The sequence below is a fragment of the Litchfieldia alkalitelluris genome (assembly GCF_002153425.1).
GTDB lineage: Bacteria > Bacillota > Bacilli > Bacillales > Salisediminibacteriaceae > Evansella > Evansella alkalicola.
Genome location: NZ_KZ119600.1, coordinates 3562487 through 3582176, shown reverse-complemented (window position 1 = coordinate 3582176; position 19690 = coordinate 3562487). Strand labels below are relative to the sequence as shown.

Genomic DNA, 19690 nt, shown 5'->3' with positions numbered 1-19690 from the left:
GTCTCTGTGCCTTAGTAAATGAAAAGAGGTGGAGCAACATGGTCGAACTATATCCAGTGTTTTTAGAAGGAAAGCCCTTTACGGCAGTCTCTGTTAAATTACCAGAAACGAATCTACTTGTAGTTACAAATGATAAAGGCTACATCATGTGTGGCGCTTTAGATGTGGCTTTACTAAATGAAAAGTTAAAGGCACGCAAAGTGATTGCAGGAAGAGCAGTTGGTGTAAAAACAATAGATGAATTAATCGAAGCCCCACTAGAATCTGTAACAATTGAAGCAGAAAACCAAGGTATCTATAAAGGAATGACAGGAAAAGAAGCACTACTCAAATTAACATAAATGACAGGGAGCCTGGGACATTATCCATTATACTTTTGTCCCAGCCTCCTCTTCCAATAAATTAAGGGCGGGATCTTCAATGAGACTACGTTCCATTCATTCTTTACAAGGGAATGAAATTTTAGCAAAAACAATTTATAATGAGCATGGACAAGCTCTTTTAAACAGCGGAGTCTCTCTTTCCAGTACGATGATCGATCGTTTAAAGGATAAAGGGATATCGTTTGTTTATATTGATGATGGGGATACGAATGATATTCTTGTGGATGATGTAATCAGTGATCATACAAGGATTATATCCATTAAGCAGATTCAGGAGAATTTCAAAGTAATTTCTAGACAAAATGTACTAGGGAAGTCTGTTGATTTGGACAACCTTAGTCCATCTTTTTCAACTATCGTGAACAATATATTATCGGATATTAGGGGACACAATGAAGCTATTTCAATGCTTTCTGATGTATTCTGCTATGATTCATATGTATTTCACCATTCTTTGAATGTAGCAGTATACTCCCTAGCTTTCGGGAAAAAATTTGGGTTAAATGAAAAGCAGTTACATGAATTAGGAATGGGAGCAATTCTACACGATGTAGGTAAAATTGCTATTCCAGTAAGTGTATTAAATAAACAGGAAAAGTTAACGGATGAAGAGTTTCAATTAATTCAAGAGCATTCAAAGGTAGGTTTTGATATGCTCCGCGGGGCCCATACTATTTCCTTGCTAACGGCCCATTGTGCTTATCAGCATCATGAACGTTTAGATGGTTCAGGGTATCCTAGGGGCTTACAAGGGAAAGATATCCACCTCTATGCGAAAATCATTGGTATTGCAGATGTTTTTGATGCAGTAACTGCTAATCGAGTGTACAGAAATGCAAAATTACCACATGAAGCTTTGGAAATATTATATGCAGGTGCTAATACCCTTTTTGACAAAGATATGGTAGAGACTTTTGCGAGAACAATAGCTCTTTATCCTAATGGGTTAGAGGTAGAATTAAGTGACGGAAAAGAAGGTGTCGTTTCAAAGCAAAATGGTGAGATGACTTCGAGACCAGTTATAAGAGTTCTCAAGGAGAATGGAGAAAACGTAGAACCGTATGATTTTGATTTAATGAGTGAATTAAATGTCACGATTGTATCTTGTGAGACTTCACTAAATCAAGAAGAAGCCTCATAGAAAAAATAAGAGGTAAAATCTTTTAATAGTATTAAGGACTGGAAGGTGATGATGTATGCAACAGTATTTAGATTTACTTCAGCATATTTTAGATAATGGAACAGAAAAGGAAGACCGAACAGGGACGGGGACAATCAGCACATTCGGCTATCAAATGAGGTTTGATTTAAACGAAGGATTTCCAGTAGTCACTACAAAAAAACTTGCCTTACGTGCTATCATCCATGAACTTCTCTGGTTTATAAAAGGGGATACTAACATTAAGTATCTACAAGAGAACAATGTTCGCATTTGGAATGAATGGGCAGATGAAAATGGGGACTTAGGTCCAGTCTATGGTAGACAATGGCGTTCTTGGCCAACTCCTGACGGGGAATCTATTGATCAACTGAAGGATGTAATTGAACAAATCAAGAATAACCCAGATTCCCGCCGTCTCATTGTTAATGCTTGGAATGTTGGTGAAATTGATAAAATGGCTTTAGCTCCTTGTCATTGTTTATTCCAGTTTTATGTTGCTGATGGGAAGCTGTCATGCCAGTTATATCAGAGAAGTGCAGATGTGTTCCTTGGTGTTCCATTTAATATTGCATCGTATGCTTTGCTAACAATGATGATTGCCCAAGAATGTGATTTGGAGTTAGGTGATTTTGTACATACCTTTGGAGATGTGCATATTTATAAAAATCATGTGGAGCAGGTTCGCTTACAGCTCACAAGAGATCCAAGACCACTTCCAAAGATGAAGTTGAACCCTGAATTAAAATCCATTGAGGACTTTACGATAGAGGATTTTGAATTAGTTGGCTATGATCCACATCCACATATTAAGGGTGAGGTATCTGTATGATTTCAATGATATGGGCTATGAGTTCTAATCGTGTCATTGGAAAAGATGGTGATATGCCGTGGCACTTACCGAATGACCTGAAGTACTTTAAAAAAGTCACTTCTGGTCATCCAGTATTGATGGGAAGAACAACCTTTGATTCTATCGGTAAAGCTTTGCCAAAACGAAGAAACATTGTTTTAACTCGAAGTGATGACTTTTCTGCTGAAGGAGTCGAGGTCATTCATTCACTAGATGAAGTAAATGGTTTAGCTAGGGAAGAGGAAGAGTTCTTCGTTATCGGCGGTGCTACTGTCTATGAGCAATTAATGCCACTTGCAGAAAGATTGTATGTGACTGAGATTCATGAAAGCTTTGAAGGGGATACTTTTTTCCCAGCTTTTGATATGGAAAAATGGGAGTTAGTTTCTACTGAAGAAGGGGAAATGGACGAGAAAAATCCATATCCACATACATTTAAAGTATATGAACGGAAGAATTAAATAAAAGTTCACAAAAAGTTCGGGGACCTGGTCCCCGAACTTTTTGTGCTAGAAATACCCCTTGTCTGCATATAATGCAAACAGAGGGGGGGTACAAACAACATGAGAATGAGAGGACCAATTAGGCCCCAAAAAAAGAGCCCATTTTTAAGGGCCAAGCCTAAAAAAAGGAAGGGACCACTGCCTTTTCGTTATGTACTTCTGATATCTTTCTCTATTTTTAGTTTTTTTACTGTCATGGGATTTGTCATAGTAGAAGAGGGGATTAGGCCTACATTAGTAGATATTGCTCGAACCGAAACACAAAGAATTGGAACCTTGGCTATTAATGATGCCATATCAAAAAAGATACTTGAAGAGTCAGGGATGGAAGAAATTATAGAATATCAATACGATAATAATGGTAATGTGACCTCAGTAGATATAAATGCTGCCATTTATGGTCGCGTATTAAGGGAAACTGTGAGACGTGTACAAGATTATCTCAATGCGATTGAGCATGGTAGAATTCGAGATATTACATTACCGACAGATGTGGACGTGGAAAGGGAAGGGGCTACTTTTACTGAAGACGGAATTATTCATATGATTCCCCTTGGCCAAGCTACCAATAACGCCCTATTAGCTCACTTAGGACCTAGAATTCCAGTTCGTTTATCAGCAATTGGGGATGTGCAGGCTGATTTTCGTGATGAATTAATTACAACGGGGATCAACAACACTTGGATTAGTATTTATATTGATCTTGAAGTAGACGTGCGAATTGTCATTCCATTTTCTACGGAAACAGAGAAAGTAACGACAAGTATTCCAGTTGCCATGGCTTGGATTCCAGGAGAAGTACCTGAGTTTTTCAGTTCAGGAGGAGATGGAATGAATCCAGCCATTATTCCGCAACAACCACAGCTCCCTGAAGATGAAGAACGACCAAATCTGCCTGACTTAGATTGGAATGAGGAAGATATATTTGAGATTAGACCATAATTTAAAAAAGAATAATGACAGTTTTGTGATGGAAAATTTTACAGTCTTGTTTAGTCACATGGTCTCTGATACAATAGTCTCCGTGTTTAACAATTGAATCGGTATGAAGTACCTCATCATTGATGGGGTAGAGGCGCGAAGTTAATAAGTATAAAGCTGGAGTTGAGACGACGTTGAAAGCTTTTGAAAGGGAACTTTGCCGAAGCAGAAAAACTTGTCTAGGTTTTTCTAGCTGGGGCTGTATTGAATAAGTACAGCACTGTCACTTTAGTGGATAACTATAGTGGAGGACTACTTACCAACTATTTGATGGGAACTTTTTCTTGGTGCATAAAGTGGCAAGGGGAAATACCCTTTGTTGCTTTTTTTTGTGTGCTCATTAGTTTATTAATCCACTGTTCAAAGCTGGACAAGCATCCAGTTTTTTATGACCGTTCATATACTTTTCATGTTAAACCTATCAAAATAAACTTATTTATAGCTCGATAGGAGGAGAAATGATGGAATTAGGTATTTGGTCTTTACTGCCACCAGTGCTAGCGTTGGTGATGGTAATGATAACAAGACGTGTACTACCTTCCCTTGGATTAGGGATTGTTGTTGGGGCGTTGATGATTAATTATGAAGGTGGAAATATGGTGCTGGATAGCATCACTCAAATAGCTTCCACTGTAGGAGCAATTTTCTTCACTTCAGAAGGTATTAACACTTGGGAATTTTATATTATTCTATTATTACTCATGTTAGGTGTTATTGCTTCCTTGATCACGATCACTGGGGGAAGCCGTGCGTTTGGTGAGTGGGCCCTTACTAAAGTTAAAACTAGAGTAGGAGCTCAATTTGTAGCAGGCTTTTTAGGAATAATTATTTTTATTGATGATTACTTCAACAGTTTAACAGTTGGAAATGTGAGCAGACCTTTAACAGATAGACACCGTATCTCCCGTGCGAAGTTAGCTTATTTAGTAGACTCCACAGCTGCACCGATGTGTGTTATTGCACCTTTATCAAGCTGGGGCGCTTACATTATCACAATCATTGGTTCTATTTTAATTACACACGGTGTAACACAGTATGAAGCATTACAAGCATTTATGATTATAGCACCAATGAACTTTTATGCTATTTTTGCTATTCTACTAGTTTTTGCAGTAGCGTACTTTAAATTAGACTTTGGTCCAATGCGTGCACATGAATTAAGAGCACAGCAGACTGGAGAATTATATGATGAAAACCGTGGTGGAATTCCAGGGGAAAACAAGGAAGCTGTAGCTGCAGTACAAGGGCGCGTCAGTGACTTAATTGTGCCGATTGCAACATTAATTGCAGCGACGGTCTTTTTCATGATTATGACAGGTATAGATGGAACAGAAGGACAAGTAACATTATTAGCAACTTTTGAGAACACTGATGTTGCAGCAGCTCTTCTATATGGTGGGTTAATTAGTATCATTGTGACTGTTGCTCTATCATTTGTACGAAAAGTTAGGGGCAGTCAAATTGGAAATGGAATCTGGACTGGTATTAAATCTATGCTTCCAGCAGTTTATATTCTTGTTTTTGCATGGACTATTATTGAAATTATTGATGGACTAGGTACGGGTGAGTATTTGGCTAGCATCATTGATGGAAATATCCCGTTAGGTCTATTACCAGTATTGTTGTTTATCATTGCTGGATTTATGGCATTTTCTACTGGTACGTCATGGGGAACGTTTGGGATTATGCTACCGATTGCAGCGGAAATTGCTGCTCAAACTGACGTGACTTTATTACTACCTGTATTAGCAGCAGTTCTTGCTGGAGCAATTTTTGGTGATCACTGTTCACCAATCTCTGATACAACAATTCTTTCCTCTGCAGGAGCAGGAAGTCACCATATCGATCATGTTATCACACAATTACCATATGCTTTGATCGTTGCAGCAATTTCTATCGCAGGCTTCCTAGTACTAGGTTTTACAGGCAGCTTGGTATTATCACTTCTAGTTGCTTTGGCAGTGTTTGTTCTAGCAATTGTCATACTAAAAATGGTAATAAAAACTGTATATCAACAAGCATAAGGAAAAGTAATAGTGTTTTAAAAAAAGTGTCCTGATTTATGGTGACAGGTTCCAATACCTATCGCAAAACTATAATTTACGTGACGAATGTATATGAATATGGAAATCAAAAAGCGCTGTATTTTGCAGCGCTTTTTGTTTGTTAATAAGTGAGGAAATCAATCAGTAACATGCGTTGATATGATAAGTGGAGAAATTACCCTTATTAAAAAAATGGCACCGAAAATAGTTAAAATAGATGGAGAAATTCCCGCTATTTACTTGATAATCAAGATATTTTGAGTTATGTGTGTGCTTAAAGGGAAAACCTACCCTTATTTTGCGTAAGCAAGCTATCTTTTGCAGTTTAGAGGGAAAAACTCCACTTATTTAGCGTAGCTTTGGGTACTCATTAAAGAAGATATCTTCTACTTCTCAAAAAAATAGTGTTAATTGTGGAAAACTGTCAGTCAATCTACTAAATAGAGCAAATTTTACTTTCTTGAAAAAATATATTCACATATCCATACAGCACTAATAACACTCTTTGAATACTGATAATCCCTTAAAAACATATAGTATGGTAGCATTCTAGTAAAAAGTTTTCTGAGTTATATATAATATTCAGAAAATACTTTGACATTTCGACATTAGATATATATAATAAAACGCAATAGGACGAATATAATGATAAAAAATATGCCATAAGACATGTTATGAAAGTAATCCTATGGTGTTTAAGGGGGGGGGAGAAGAACAAAAACATTTTTGCGTGCTTAAAAGTCAGAATATACAGAAAAAAGTGAGTAAATTTTACTAGGGGGAAGGAGTTGCATTCAATGGCAACACGTGAACAATGGGCAACGAAAATGGGCTTTATATTAGCCGCAGTTGGATCAGCAGTTGGTTTAGGGAATATTTGGCGTTTTTCTTACGTAACAGGTGAAAATGGTGGAGCGGCATTTTTAATAATTTATGTACTTTGTATTTTCTTAGTAGGTTTACCTGTCTTACTTGCTGAATTTTCCATTGGGCGAAAGGGGCAATCAGACGTTATTGGTTCTTACAAAAATATTGCTCCCGGGAAGCCTTGGGTAATTGGTGGGGTATTAGGTGTTTTAACCTCATTCTTAATTTTATCTTTCTACGGTGTTATTGCTGGTTGGGTCGTTTATTACTTCTTCAGCTACTTAACAGGATCTGCACAAGCAGTGGGTGCTGGAGAATATGGTGATTTCTTCGGAGCATTCATCGGTGGAACTGCAGGCCCTGTCGTATGGCAAGTAATCTTTATGGCTGTAGTAGTTGGTATTGTATTCTTTGGTGTTAAAAAAGGTATTGAACTTTCAAATAAAATATTCATGCCACTATTAGCTTTATTATTAATTATTTTAGCTGGATACTCTCTTACACTAGATGGTGCTGGAGAAGGTTTAGCCTTCCTATTCACTCCAGATTGGGGTGCATTTGCTGAACCAAGTGTTTATGTAGCAGCAATCGGTCAGGCATTCTTTACTTTATCACTTGGTATGGGTGCTATGATTGCCTATAGTAGTTATTTACCAAAGGACGCGAGGCTCCCAAGTGCAGCTGGAACAGTTGTTACTTTAGATACCCTATTTGCAATTATTGCAGGTATTGTTATCTTCCCAGTTGTATTCACATTTGGTGGAGAGCCAGGAGATGGTCCTGGATTAATCTTCATCGCATTGCCAGAAGTATTTAATGCAATGGGAGGCGCTGGAACTTTCGTTGCTATTGTATTCTTCTTCTTAGTAGCGATTGCCGCACTGTCATCAGCAATCTCGTTACTTGAAGTAAGTGTTTCTTATGTCATGCGACAATTCACTTGGAGTAGAAGGAAAGCGACATTAGTAGCAGGTATTTTAGTCACATTATTCGGAGTACCATCTGCGTTGAGTCAAGGTGGACCATTATCTCAACCGATCTTTGGACTTCCATTCTTAGACCTTGTTGATACGATTACGGATCAATATACCTTACCATTAGGTGGCTTAATTGTTGCTCTATTTGTAGGGTGGGGATGGAATAAAGTTGATGCATTAAGAGAAACTGGCTTAACAGACAGCATTATCGGTCTTCTATGGCTTTGGTTCTTAAGAATTGTAGCACCACTAGGTATATTAGTTATCCTAGGGTTAAATATTTATAATATGTTCTTTGCATAAAAAGAAGGAGTATCCCGTTGTATTTGATGGGATACTCTTTTTTCTTTACTTTTTCCTATCTTGTTTTTCCCAAGCTCTAAGCCTTGGATATGGATCAAAGGACCACTCAATTAATCCGTTATCCCGATACATGCCATAATGTAGGTGAGGCGGAAACTTTCCTTGTGTACCTGGTTTTCCATAACCAGAGCTTCCGACATACCCAATGACTGTTCCAGGTTCAACGATCGTTCCACGTTCCATGTTTTTCTCAAAGCTACTCAAATGGGCATAGTAGTGGTACACATTGTTTATATCACGGATACCAACGCGCCATCCACCATACTTATTCCAACCCTTTAGTTCCACAATTCCATAAGTGGTGGACTTAACTGGAGTACCATGATCTGCGAATATATCCGTCCCTTCATGAATTCTTCGTCCTCCCCAGCCTCGTCCATCACCCCATGTACTTCGATAACTATAGTTATAACGCAACGGTACTGGGAATGATCTATCACTTAGATCAAGGGTGTTGAACTCTTTATAAACTTTTGCATGTCCTGTTACAAGCTCGACAGCCTTATCTCGCTGATAATAGTCCCATAAAGCTATTTTTATATCCTCTTCTTTCGCCCCGTACTTATCCATATGCTGTGAAAAAGTGTATAAGACATCTTCATCATCAGTGATATCTGCTTTTCCATCTCCATTACCATCTAAACCAATTCCCCCAAACATGGCAATGGAAGTTGGGTTAGTGTCATCCAAATCTGGGTTTTGTGCCCCAACCCATTCTTCTGGAGTGTAATAAATGGCAATCAAACCCTCTTCCTCAGGTAAATCTTTTCTTGCCCGCCTTAATCCCCTTTCATAACTATCTACAGCAGCATAGTAGTACCATGGTATTTGAGTCATTGTCTCTGCCTTTAAATATAAAGCCATCCGTTCGTGATATATTTCCTCAGGAGACAGATCATCCGTATTTTCTGCTGAAAAATGTAGTGGCAAGATGAATAAAAGAGGTAGTAGGAAAAAAATCGGTTTAAATGTTTTCATACGAAGATTTCTCCTTTCATCGTCATCCCTGCATATTTTTTGCAAAATCGATTCACTCATTCTGACAAATGTTAACAATGCCACTATCTAAGTGAGCAAGATAACATTTAATTATCAAAAAAGTTGGGGATAATGCCTTTGATCACAAGGATAGACACCGTATTAGCCCTAGGCAGTTGCCTTGCGCCATACTTTTTTTCATGGTAAAGTTACTAATGATTCTCAAGCTTTATGGAATACTTTTAGTAGTGTCCTTCTACAACGTGTCTTATAAATAATAATGAAATGTGTTTTATGGGAATAGAACGGAGCGTGAATTGATATGGCAAACAACGAAGAATATATCCGTAAACCTGAATGGTTGAAAATAAAACTGAATACTAATGATTCTTATACAGGATTAAAAAAGATGATGCGTGAGAAAAAACTACATACTGTATGTGAAGAAGCACGTTGTCCTAATATTCATGAATGTTGGGCAGAAAGAAAGACAGCAACCTTTATGATTCTTGGGGATGTTTGTACACGTGCTTGCAGATTCTGTGCTGTAAATACTGGTCTTCCTAATGAATTAGACCGTCAAGAGCCAGAACGAGTAGCTGAGTCAGTGAAGCTAATGGGTCTTAAGCATGCAGTTATTACTGCTGTAGCGAGAGATGACTTAAAAGATGGCGGTGCTGAAATTTTTGCTGAAACTGTCCGTGCTATCCGTCGTAAGAGTCCATTTACTACTGTTGAGGTCTTGCCATCAGACATGGGTGGAAAAGAGGAAAACCTTAAGATTTTAATGGATGCTCGCCCAAATATTCTTAATCACAATATTGAGACGGTTGAGAGGCTGACACCAAAAGTTCGTGCCAGGGCAACTTATCGTCGATCCTTAGAATTCTTAAGAAGAGCAAAAGAAATGCAACCTAAGATTCCAACCAAATCAAGTCTAATGATAGGTCTTGGAGAAACGAAAGAAGAAATTATACAGGTGATGGATGATCTTAGGTCTGTTGACGTAGACATTATGACGATTGGTCAATATCTACAACCAACGAAAAGTCACTTAAAGATAAAAAAATATTGGACTCCAGAAGAATTTAATGAATTACGTGAAATTGCTATGAGTAAAGGCTTCAAGCATTGTGAGTCTGGTCCATTAGTTCGCTCTTCTTATCATGCTGATGAGCAGGTTAATGCAGCAGAGGAACATGGCTTTGATGAGCAAAGGGAAGCGAAATAATAGAGTTAGAGAGAGGGCGTCTGTTGATGTCCTCTTTCTGTTTATTTAAAGATTCTCTGGCTGGGACTATGAGAGTGAAATAGTGCCCGAACCCCGAGACTGAAGTAGCTCCGGGCACTATGATCAAGAAATAGTTCCCGAACCCCGAGACTGAAGTAGCTTCGGGCACTATGATCAAGAAATAGTGCCCGAACCCCGAGACTGAAGTAGCTCCGGGCACTATTAGTAAGGGATAGTGCCCGAAGCTTGAGTGCTGAAGGTGCTCCGAGCACTATTAGTAAGGGATAGTGCCCGAAACCCGAGTACTGAATAGTCTTCGGGCACTATTAGTAAGGGATAGTGCCCGAAGCCCGATTACTGAAGCATCTTCGGGCACTATGAGCGAGAAATAGTACCCGAAGCCCGATTCCTGAAGTAGCTTCGGGCACTATGAGCGAGAAATAGTACCCGAAGCCCGATTCCTGAAGTAGCTTCGGGCACTATGAGCGAGAAATAGTACCCGAAGCCCAGGTGCTGAATAGTCTCCGGGCACTATGAATAAGGAATAGTGCCCGAAGCCCGATTCCTAAAGTAGCTTCGGGCAACTATGAGCGAGGAATAGTTCCCGAAGCCCGATTCCTGAAGTAGCTTCGGGCACTATGATCAAGAAATAGTGCCCGAAACACGAGTGCTGAAGCATCTCCGGGCACTATGAGTAAGGAATAGTTCCCGAAACACGAGTGCTGAAGCATCTCCGGGCACTATGAGTAAGGAATAGTTCCCGAAGCCCGAGTGCTGAAGCATCTCCGGGCACTATGATCAAGAAATAGTGCCCGAACCCCGAGTACTGAAGTAGCTCCGGGCACTATGATCAAGAAATAGTGCCCGAACCCCGAGTACTGAAGTAGCTCTGGGCACTATGAGTAAGGGATAGTGCCCGAAGCCCGAGTGCTGAAGCATCTCCGGGCACTATGAGTAAGGGATAGTGCCCGAAGCCCGAGTGCTAAAGATGCTCCGAGCACTATGAGCGAGAAATAGTGCCCGAAGCCCGAGTGCTGAATAGTCTCCGGGCACTATGAGTAAGAAATAGTGCCCGAAGCCCGAGTGCTGAAGTATCTCCGGGCACTATTAGTAAGGGATAGTTCCCGAAGCCCGAGTGCTGAATAGTCTTCGGGCACTATGAATAAGGAATAGTGCCCGAAGCCCGATTCCTAAAGTAGCTTCGGGCACTACGAGCGAGGAATAGTTCCCGAAGCTTGAGTGCTGAAGGTGCTCCGAGCACTATGAGCGAGAAATAGTGCCCGAAGCCCGAGTGCTGAATAGTCTCCGGGCACTATGAGTAAGAAATAGTTCCCGGAGCCCGAGTACTGAAGGAGCTTCGGGCACTATGAGTAAGGGATAGTGCCCGAAACACGAGTGCTGAATAGTCTTCGGGCACTATAACCAAGAAATAGTGCCCGAATCACTGCGCATAAAACCGCCCCGGGCACTATACTAATCTTGATTAGAAGAACAGATACCAAAGATACCACAGATCCCACAGATCCCACAGATACCAAAGATACCAAAGATACCAAAGATACCATAAAAAAACCGGGCGATTTTTGCCCGGTATCAATATAGTGTTAATCCCTGAACATCATGCTACCTGCTCGATTAGTATTAATATCTTGATTGTCATCAATGTTCTCTAGATCTTCAGATTGGGACATACGATCGTCACTGAAGTTAATTGTTTCTCCTTGTGGCGATTGTTTCATCTCCTCAATGGTAGCATTTAAGGAACCTCTATAATCTTGATCTTTAGGTGATAACCCTCTGAATTTTTCGAGCTCAATCATCATCGTTGGCTCGTCACTCACATATACGTCATAATATGCAGGCACAATAGAGTAAGCCGTATTTTTCACTTGAGTAGCTATATAGTCTCTATTTTTTTCATCATTATCGCCGTTATTATCCCTTGAATCATAAGCGACTAAAACATAATGGTCAGTCACTAATGCAGCAGCTTCATTAATCTCCCTAAGAGAAGCAGTGAGTTGACCAATCGTTTCGGCCATTAGGGAACGGTCGTACACTGCATAGGGTTGCTCATCATTGTTACCTAAAGCAATGTTATCAGTATATCGCCCAAATCCAAATCGAGAATATTGGTCGAAGTCAGTATTGGCGCTTCGGTTTATGACAAAGTGCTTTTCAGGTTGCTGGTATCCTCTTAAAAAATCTAACTGCTGTCCCCTTGCTCCGTCTGCGCTTTCTTCATTGGTACCACAGCCACTCATAATAGTTATACATAAACTTGTGACTAGGATGGATGAAATACGTTTTTTCATCAAGACCACCTCCTATTTATTAGGTTGACCTATGTTATTTTTATTTTTTGTGGTAATTAGTGGGTATTTTTAGGGTAGTCGGAATGATTTTTTATTGAAATTTATTGAAAAATAAGTCATGATAGTAATAATAAAGCGAGGTGGCTATCAAATGATTCGCATCCAAGGAGTAAGTTTCGAAGTAATTGAAGATGTAAAGAACGGATGGAATGAAGAAGAATTTAAAAATAGATACAGTGATGTCTTAAATAAATATGACTATATTGTTGGGGATTGGGGATATGATCAACTTCGACTCAAAGGTTTTTTTGATGAGCAAAACAAGAAAGCCACTTTTGATTCAAAAATAACAGCTCTACCTGAATATATTTATGAATACTGTAATTTCGGCTGTGCTTACTTTATATTGAAAAAAGTAAAGCAATCAGCGAGCAGTGATACAAGTGAAGGATAACTTAATTTATATTCCAACTTGTTTTTATCCTAGTTTTTGAGATAGTGAGGAAGTTATCGTTTAATTTTTGAACCAAATCTCTTGTGCTTATGGTACAAGGGATTTTTTTTAGGCTGTTTTCTAAAAGATTGTTGCTTTTACCACAAATTCTCTCGAAAATTCAACTTATAAAAATTTGTAAGAAAAATTTTACAATTTGTAAGAAATAGATTACAATGGAGGTCAGAGGTGGTTCTATTGTTGCACAATAAATTAGTAATTTATCGGGCGGAAAAAGGATGGACTCAAGAACAACTTGCAACAAGGGTTGGGGTTAGTAGACAAACGATTGCTACCCTTGAGAAAAATAAATATAATCCTTCTTTAATTCTTGCCTTTAAAATTGCAAACGCTTTTGAAAAACCATTGACAGATGTTTTTGATTATAGGGAGGGGTGATAACGATGTTATGGTTAAAAATTTTATTTGTTGTTTTAATATTCATTAGTCAAATGTATCTATTGAAATTCCAATCAAGTGCAGAAGGGAAAGATGAAAGAGGCAAAGAAATTCAATATAAAACAAATAATATGTTGTTCAATTTCTTATATTTAGGTATTGTCGCACTAATTGTTCTTCATTTGATAGACGTAGTTCCAACAAAAATAATACCCGACATATTGTTATATTTTACGGTTTCTTTGAGTGTATTTGGTAGCATTTTTGTTTATATCAACAAGAACAAGAAAAACTATTGAAAATCCGTTAGACCTCAAATTTGGGGTCTTTTTTTTATGCACTTCTCAACATTTCAACTGTTATATAATTAGACTTTTGACACGCTGAAATAAGCATTTGCTCAACTCGTTTATCAAACGCTAAATCCTTGCCTAATTCAAGCCAACGGAACCAATAGAGGTATTACCATTTCTATCTTGTGCTACTACAACAGCAATTTTAAGGTTAGAAATACCTCTTTTCTTGTCCTTTTGACCACGTTTCTTGGCTTTTCTATGAGTGATTTCACGTCGACCTTTTAAAGACTCACGAAAGAAGGTTTCGTCACTTTCTACGGTCCCTTGCAATTGATTAAAACCAAGACTCCCTAAAGCGTTCAAGATTTTATGTCTCCAATAAAATGCAGTGGAAATGTGTATTTGAAGTTGTTCAGCAATTTTGGGTAGTGTAAATCCATTAACCATTAGTTCGATGTACTTAACCCATTTTTCAGGGTATCGTGAATCTGCAAATGGCGTATTGGTCATATCGTTGAACGTCTTATTGCAATCCTTACATAGATAGCGTTGGCGAGTACGATACTTACCATTACGCTTAACAGACATACTTCCAAAATGCACACAAGCAATCCCCGAAGAAAATCGTGCCTCATGAATGGTTTTGAGTAGTTTTGTGATTTTATCTGGTTCTTCTGGAAACAAATCCTGCTTCATAGCGTCAAAAAGAGCCATTTGCTCTGTTTTCGTTAATTCGCTGAAACCCTCATATACATCTTTCCACATACCCGAACGCCTCCTTAAACCCCATTATATCAACCCTTTATAAGTATATGGTCAAGAAAGCAACAATCTATACGAAAACAGCCTTTTTTATGTAAAGAAGACCTTGACATGAAAAACGATGGGAAGTACAGAACGACTAGATTAAAAACCTGTCAAAAAGCCACTGTTGGTGTTGGTTGTAGTGTTTACTCATCTGGACATTCAGTATAAATGAGGAAATAAGAATGTTATTTTAGAACATCATGTACGTTGTGTAAGAAAATCTAATATATTATCTTTAGTTTGTACTAAATTACATTCGGTTTTTAATGAGGGGAGGAGTTTCTATAAAAAAGACTGAATATTCAGTTTTATAAAGGTGGTTTGGAAGGATTTGTGAGGATGAAATCAGTCTTAGTGGGAATTAAGGACGGACAAGTTGCAGTACTACAGGGCTACAGGGCTATCGAATGCTTGTAAAATGAAGAACAGAATTCTATGATTGGAGGCGTTATGAATATGCGAGAGAAGAAGATGCGAAGAAAAGGCAAATTAAGTTTTATAGTCACAGCGGCAGTTATGTTAGTGATGTTGTTGGGAGTCGGAGCATGGGGAGTAGCAGCTGAAGAGGAAATAACAGATAATGATATGAGTGCGGAGGAAGCAAGTGGATCTTCGGGCTATGACATGGTTCAGGAAGCTAAAGCTTTAGGTATCACACCTGGAAAATATAATATCATTACTAATTTGCTTGGCGAAGAGGTAACGGAAGAGAATATAGGTTTATCTGTTCAAGAATTAATGTCTAGATTTGCACAACCTGGTCCTCCATATAGAGTATCTCAAACATCTTCGGAACTTGAGGTAGAAGCTGTTGACGGTTCTTTATTCAATGCACTAGTTGAAGTTCTTGATATTAAAAGACGTAATGAAACCATTGATGGTTCTGCTGTCACTCATTTCACATACATTTCCGATAATGAAAATGTTGTTGAAAGCGTTATCAACGGAGATCACGCTACTGTAGATGGCAGCCTTCATTTAAATGGATCTGCTAATTTGGAAGTGCTTACAGTAACGATTGATGGCCGAGTCGAGTCAGTAGATTTACAATTCAATGTTCAAAAAACAGGTGCTATGGTTTTAAGTGACGGATTCAGTCATGCTGAATACGACCGAAATTTCCAATACTATATACCCTCTAGTTATGATGGTCAAAGTGATGTTCCATTACTATTCTACTTCCATGGAATGGGTGGTAGCGGTAATGTACAAGGAGCTTGGCGGGATATAGCAGAAGAAGAAGGCGTTATTGCAGTTTTCCCAAGTTCAACAGTATTGCCATTAGATGACCCGAATTCAGGCTATCTTCCAGGTTTCTTCGGTAATCCGTTACCTGTTGCAGGTACTCAATGGGATCCAGGATATTCTATCGCCCTTCAGTACATTTATAGAGATCAAGTGGACGATGTAGGTTTTGTATCTGCAATGATTGATCATTTTGATGAACTATACACCATTGATCTTGATCGCGTATATGCTACTGGTTTCTCTAGTGGTGGGATGTTCTCATTCAACCTAGCAGTGAACCTGTCAGATAGACTTGCTGCAGTTGCACCGCTTGGAGCTACTATGACATTAGGATATGAATTAAATGATGAGTCTCCAACAACACCAATTTCCATTATTCACGTAATGGGAGAAGCAGATACTGTTATTCCATTCCAAGGCGGGACAGACAACTTTGGTGCGAACTTTGGTGAACCTGCTTTCCACCACTTCTTAGATGTAGGTCCTTGGTGGGCAGATAAGTTAGGCATAGATAATGATGGCCGAGTAGATGGAGAAACAGTGAATGCTAACGTCACTAGATACTCATACAGTGGTGATCATGCTGATATTATTCAGTATGCAATTGCTGGACATGGTCACAGTGAGCCAAACAATGTTGATATTAACCGTCAGATCGTTTGGGATTATCTAAGTCAATATACTTTGAACACAGACCAGCTTCAATAATTGGAGGCTGCTTCGGCAATACTTTATGAGGTATATAAGAGAATGAAGAAACCATAACTATAGAGAGTGCCCAATAAATAATATTGGGCACTTAACTAGTTAAAGCATGAAAATAGCGACGATGCTCATGTTCGACCAACGGAAAGCGAGTGAAGTGTTTTTAAATGGCAATAAAAATAGTAATAATTTTTCAGGGCAGCCAATTTAAATTTAAAATGGTTCCTCACTATCTACCCGTTTATCATCGTGTGTTTTATGAGCATTAGGGTCTTTTCGTTCAAGGTCTTGGTGTAGGTTACGATTTTCATAAGCAAACCCGCTTACTGACCTTTGTCCTTCTTGCCAAGGTGTGGTTTTTTCTAAGCTCCCTTCGTAAGGGGAGCCATATGGCCCTTCGGGGGTTTGTTCTGGAATAACTTCATTTCTGTTTTTTTCAACAGTAGAAAAGTCAGTGTAGTGTTTTTCTTCCTTTTTCGTCACCAAAAAAACCTCCTTTCCAAATAGTATGTGGAGAGGAGGTTTATTTAAATCATTATATTACTTCGTAAAGAAATTCCCTTAACTCTTGGCCTTCATCGTCCTTCAGATTAAAAGCTTCTTCTATGTACCCAGGCTCTTCTAAGTCATCTTGCCCTATAATAGCAAAACGGTTAGATTGTACATCTAAGACTAATTTTTTCCCATAATAACGATTGGTAGATATTAAAATAATATCGTAGCGTTGTTGTTCCCCCATAAAACTAACATACCTCGATTTAGTGTCTTCATTTTCATCATATAAAAAGAACCGTTCTGACATATCATTCGCCCCTTTACGTTTTTGGGATGTTTACATTAAGAAAACAGCATGATAAAAAGTAAAAATCCGTCTATGAATAAAAAGAATTACTACATAATCATACCAAATAAACACTATAAAATAAATGTTAACAACTTTTTGACAAAATTCTCTCTAGATATATAAATTTTTGTGGTAAAATATCTGTAAGTGTAGATTTAGAGTAGGATGTGATGAAAATGTACTTTGTAGATCGTGATTTAATCGAGAAGCGATTAAAAGTCCTGGAAAAACAGCTTGAGTTATTTTCAGCACACGAATGGGATCATGAAATAAATAAATTAGCTTTAGAACGTATCGCTCATATGACAATTGAAATTATTATAGACGTTGGGAACCAGATGATTGATGGTTTTATTATGCGCGATCCTGGAAGTTATGAAGACGTCGTAGACATATTAGTTGATGAAAGAGTAATTTCTGAAAATGATGGTTTGTCTTTAAAGAGGATCATACCTTGGAGAAAGGTCCTATTACAAGATTACATAAGTATTGACCACGACAAGTTAGCCGAATCATTACGAAATGAATCAGAGATATTACTAAAGTATTCTGGAAAAATTAGATTGTATTTAAAAAGTGAATTGGGACCAGTTTCTGCTTTTCTCCCTACTAAGGAGTGACGCACACTCCTTTTTCAAGTAATTATGTGAAATAGTGAACAAACAGTGAACTGATTTAGTCAAATTTGTAAACATTTATGTAATCTTATTCTCTGCTTATATTTAATTATGTAAAATAAAGGGGAAGGAAGGTGAGGAAGATGGCAACTAAAACCACCTCAACAAGAGAACAAATATTGAGTCTGTTAAAAAGGGAAAGGCAGCTAACCGTTTCAGCAATCGCTCATGAATTGGATATAACAGAAATGGCAGTAAGGAGACATCTTAACACATTAGAGAGAGATGATATTGTTGAGACAACTTTATTAAGGCAAGCGATGGGACGCCCAACAAATGTTTATCAATTGTCCCATTCAGGTCAGGAGATGTTTCCAAGGGATTATGCGACACTTGCAATTGAGCTACTAAAAAACTTAGAGGAATTGGATGGTGCTACAAAGGTAAAAGCATTATTTGACATGAGAACAGAGCGAATCAAGAAGAAATACGAAAAGCGAATGTTTTTAAAAGACTTCCAAGAAAAACTATATGAAATTGCTAGGCTTCAAAATGAAAATGGCTTTATGGCGGAGGTAACTGAAGAACCTGATGGGACTTATGTATTAAAACAATTTAATTGTCCCATAGCTGAAGTGGCTAAGGAGTTTCCAGTGGTCTGTGAGTGTGAAAAGAACCTATTAACAGAACTTTTAAATGCAGAAGTTCAAGTGATCAATTGCATGGCAACTGGACAAGATGGGCACTGTTATTATAAAATCAGTCCAAAGTAATATTTGGAGTATCGTCACTCATACAAGGGTGACGGTATTTTTTATTGAACAGGAGGAGAGTTAGTGTGAAAGAGTATAAAGGATATTTAATAGACCTCGATGGAACGATGTATCGAGGAGAAGAAAAAATAGAAGCAGCATCTTATTTCGTAAAGAATCTTGCAGATAGAAACTTGCCTTATTTATTTGTAACAAATAATTCTTCAAGAACACCTGAGCAGGTTGCAGAAAAACTAATTACGCTCGACATTCCAGCGACCGCAGAACATGTTTTTACCACAAGTATGGCAACATCAAATTACATCCATGAACGGTCCCCTGAAGCCCGTGTATATATGATTGGAGAAGAAGGGCTTGAAGAAGCATTAAAGGAGAATGGATTACAATTAGTAGAAGTTGAAAAAAATGTAGACGTTGTTGTAATGGGAATTGACAGAGATATTAATTATGAAAAGCTGTCAAAGGCATGTCTTGCTGTGAGAGCCGGTGCACTATTTATATCTACAAATGGAGATGTTGCTATTCCAACGGAGAGAGGGCTTCTTCCTGGTAACGGTTCCCTGACCTCTGTTGTTCATGTATCTACTGGGGTTAAGCCTATATTTATTGGAAAACCTGAGTCGATTATCGTTAATCAAGCACTAGAAGTTTTAGGCACGTCATTAGAAGAAACGGTGATGGTAGGAGATAACTATCAGACAGATATTTTAGCTGGCATTAACGCTGGTATGGATACGATTATTGTACATACAGGTGTTACTTCAAAGGAGCACCTAAAGGAAATTGAGGTTCAACCAACCTGGTCCATTGACTCCCTATATGAATGGAAATTTTAAAAGAAACACCACGAAAT

The 19690-nt window shown here is 38.3% G+C and carries 19 protein-coding genes, 1 pseudogene and 1 riboswitch; of the genes and pseudogenes, 15 read left to right on the top strand and 5 right to left on the bottom strand.

The window, feature by feature from the left end:
- Positions 1–38 precede the first annotated feature (38 nt).
- The 7 genes from BW724_RS17275 to BW724_RS17245 all read left to right on the top strand — a co-directional run bounded on the left by BW724_RS17275 (position 39) and on the right by BW724_RS17245 (position 8071).
- Positions 39–341 carry a YunC family protein gene (locus BW724_RS17275; protein WP_088076392.1) on the top strand — a complete coding sequence of 101 codons (303 nt, stop codon included), beginning with the start codon at positions 39–41 and terminating at the stop codon, positions 339–341.
- A gap of 79 nt (positions 342–420) precedes the next feature.
- Positions 421–1524 (top strand): HD-GYP domain-containing protein, encoded by a 1104-nt coding sequence (locus BW724_RS17270; RefSeq protein ID WP_088076391.1) that lies wholly within the window; start codon positions 421–423, stop codon positions 1522–1524.
- A gap of 55 nt (positions 1525–1579) precedes the next feature.
- The gene (locus BW724_RS17265; RefSeq protein ID WP_088076390.1) at positions 1580–2374 is read left to right on the top strand and encodes a thymidylate synthase; all 795 of its coding nucleotides are present in this window, start codon (positions 1580–1582) and stop codon (positions 2372–2374) included.
- Positions 2371–2856, top strand: a complete 486-nt coding sequence (locus BW724_RS17260; protein ID WP_088076389.1) for a dihydrofolate reductase — start codon at positions 2371–2373, stop codon at positions 2854–2856. The genes BW724_RS17265 and BW724_RS17260 overlap by 4 nt, the downstream gene beginning before the upstream one ends.
- Positions 2857–2958: 102 nt before the next feature.
- The gene (gene yunB / locus BW724_RS17255; protein ID WP_088076388.1) at positions 2959–3840 is read left to right on the top strand and encodes a sporulation protein YunB; all 882 of its coding nucleotides are present in this window, start codon (positions 2959–2961) and stop codon (positions 3838–3840) included.
- A gap of 120 nt (positions 3841–3960) precedes the next feature.
- Positions 3961–4142: riboswitch (Lysine riboswitch) on the top strand.
- Positions 4143–4340: 198 nt separating this feature from the next.
- Positions 4341–5903: a Na+/H+ antiporter NhaC family protein gene (locus BW724_RS17250; RefSeq protein ID WP_088076387.1), complete on the top strand. Its 1563-nt coding sequence runs from the start codon at positions 4341–4343 to the stop codon at positions 5901–5903.
- A gap of 818 nt (positions 5904–6721) precedes the next feature.
- The gene (locus BW724_RS17245; protein ID WP_088076386.1) at positions 6722–8071 is read left to right on the top strand and encodes a sodium-dependent transporter; all 1350 of its coding nucleotides are present in this window, start codon (positions 6722–6724) and stop codon (positions 8069–8071) included.
- A 45-nt stretch (positions 8072–8116) separates the two neighbouring features.
- On the opposite strand, the gene BW724_RS17240 is transcribed toward BW724_RS17245, so the two are convergent.
- Complete coding sequence (locus BW724_RS17240; protein WP_088076385.1) at positions 8117–9109, bottom strand: M23 family metallopeptidase; 993 nt, start codon at positions 9107–9109, stop codon at positions 8117–8119.
- Positions 9110–9431: 322 nt separating this feature from the next.
- Here BW724_RS17240 and lipA point away from each other — a divergent pair, with 322 nt between their 5' ends.
- Positions 9432–10340: a lipoyl synthase gene (gene lipA, locus BW724_RS17235; protein WP_088076384.1), complete on the top strand. Its 909-nt coding sequence runs from the start codon at positions 9432–9434 to the stop codon at positions 10338–10340.
- Between the two features lie 1604 nt (positions 10341–11944).
- Here the strand turns inward: lipA and BW724_RS17230 are convergent.
- Positions 11945–12655: a YhcN/YlaJ family sporulation lipoprotein gene (locus BW724_RS17230; protein WP_088076383.1), complete on the bottom strand. Its 711-nt coding sequence runs from the start codon at positions 12653–12655 to the stop codon at positions 11945–11947.
- Positions 12656–12806: 151 nt separating this feature from the next.
- Between BW724_RS17230 and BW724_RS17225 the strand changes: the two genes are divergently transcribed.
- From BW724_RS17225 to BW724_RS17215, 3 genes are all read left to right on the top strand, one after another.
- Entirely contained in the window at positions 12807–13109 is a 303-nt protein-coding gene (locus tag BW724_RS17225) for a YutD family protein (protein ID WP_088076382.1), read from the top strand.
- A gap of 237 nt (positions 13110–13346) precedes the next feature.
- Positions 13347–13547 (top strand): helix-turn-helix transcriptional regulator, encoded by a 201-nt coding sequence (locus BW724_RS17220; RefSeq protein WP_140355097.1) that lies wholly within the window; start codon positions 13347–13349, stop codon positions 13545–13547.
- A gap of 5 nt (positions 13548–13552) precedes the next feature.
- Complete coding sequence (locus BW724_RS17215) at positions 13553–13846, top strand: hypothetical protein (RefSeq protein WP_088076380.1); 294 nt, start codon at positions 13553–13555, stop codon at positions 13844–13846.
- Positions 13847–13987: 141 nt separating this feature from the next.
- On the opposite strand, the pseudogene BW724_RS17210 reads toward BW724_RS17215, so the two are convergent.
- Positions 13988–14608, bottom strand: a pseudogene (locus tag BW724_RS17210) (IS1595 family transposase); the annotation flags it as partial.
- Positions 14609–15106: 498 nt separating this feature from the next.
- On the opposite strand from BW724_RS17210, the gene BW724_RS17205 reads away from it, so the two are divergent.
- Positions 15107–16606: a CE1 family esterase gene (locus BW724_RS17205; RefSeq protein WP_176371452.1), complete on the top strand. Its 1500-nt coding sequence runs from the start codon at positions 15107–15109 to the stop codon at positions 16604–16606.
- Positions 16607–16816: 210 nt separating this feature from the next.
- Here the strand turns inward: BW724_RS17205 and BW724_RS17200 are convergent, their stop codons facing one another.
- A complete protein-coding gene (locus BW724_RS17200; protein ID WP_088076378.1) occupies positions 16817–17086 on the bottom strand; it encodes a hypothetical protein in 270 nt (89 codons plus the stop codon).
- A 52-nt stretch (positions 17087–17138) separates the two neighbouring features.
- Complete coding sequence (locus BW724_RS17195; protein WP_088076377.1) at positions 17139–17405, bottom strand: DUF3055 domain-containing protein; 267 nt, start codon at positions 17403–17405, stop codon at positions 17139–17141.
- A gap of 218 nt (positions 17406–17623) precedes the next feature.
- On the opposite strand from BW724_RS17195, the gene BW724_RS17190 reads away from it, so the two are divergent.
- The 3 genes from BW724_RS17190 (at position 17624) to BW724_RS17180 (ending at position 19673) form a co-directional block, all read left to right on the top strand.
- Positions 17624–18067: a DUF86 domain-containing protein gene (locus BW724_RS17190; RefSeq protein WP_088076376.1), complete on the top strand. Its 444-nt coding sequence runs from the start codon at positions 17624–17626 to the stop codon at positions 18065–18067.
- Between the two features lie 140 nt (positions 18068–18207).
- On the top strand, positions 18208–18837 hold the full coding sequence (locus tag BW724_RS17185) for a helix-turn-helix transcriptional regulator (protein ID WP_088076375.1): 630 nt from the start codon (positions 18208–18210) through the stop codon (positions 18835–18837).
- A gap of 65 nt (positions 18838–18902) precedes the next feature.
- Complete coding sequence (locus BW724_RS17180) at positions 18903–19673, top strand: TIGR01457 family HAD-type hydrolase (RefSeq protein ID WP_140354993.1); 771 nt, start codon at positions 18903–18905, stop codon at positions 19671–19673.
- The last annotated feature ends 17 nt before the right edge of the window (positions 19674–19690 follow it).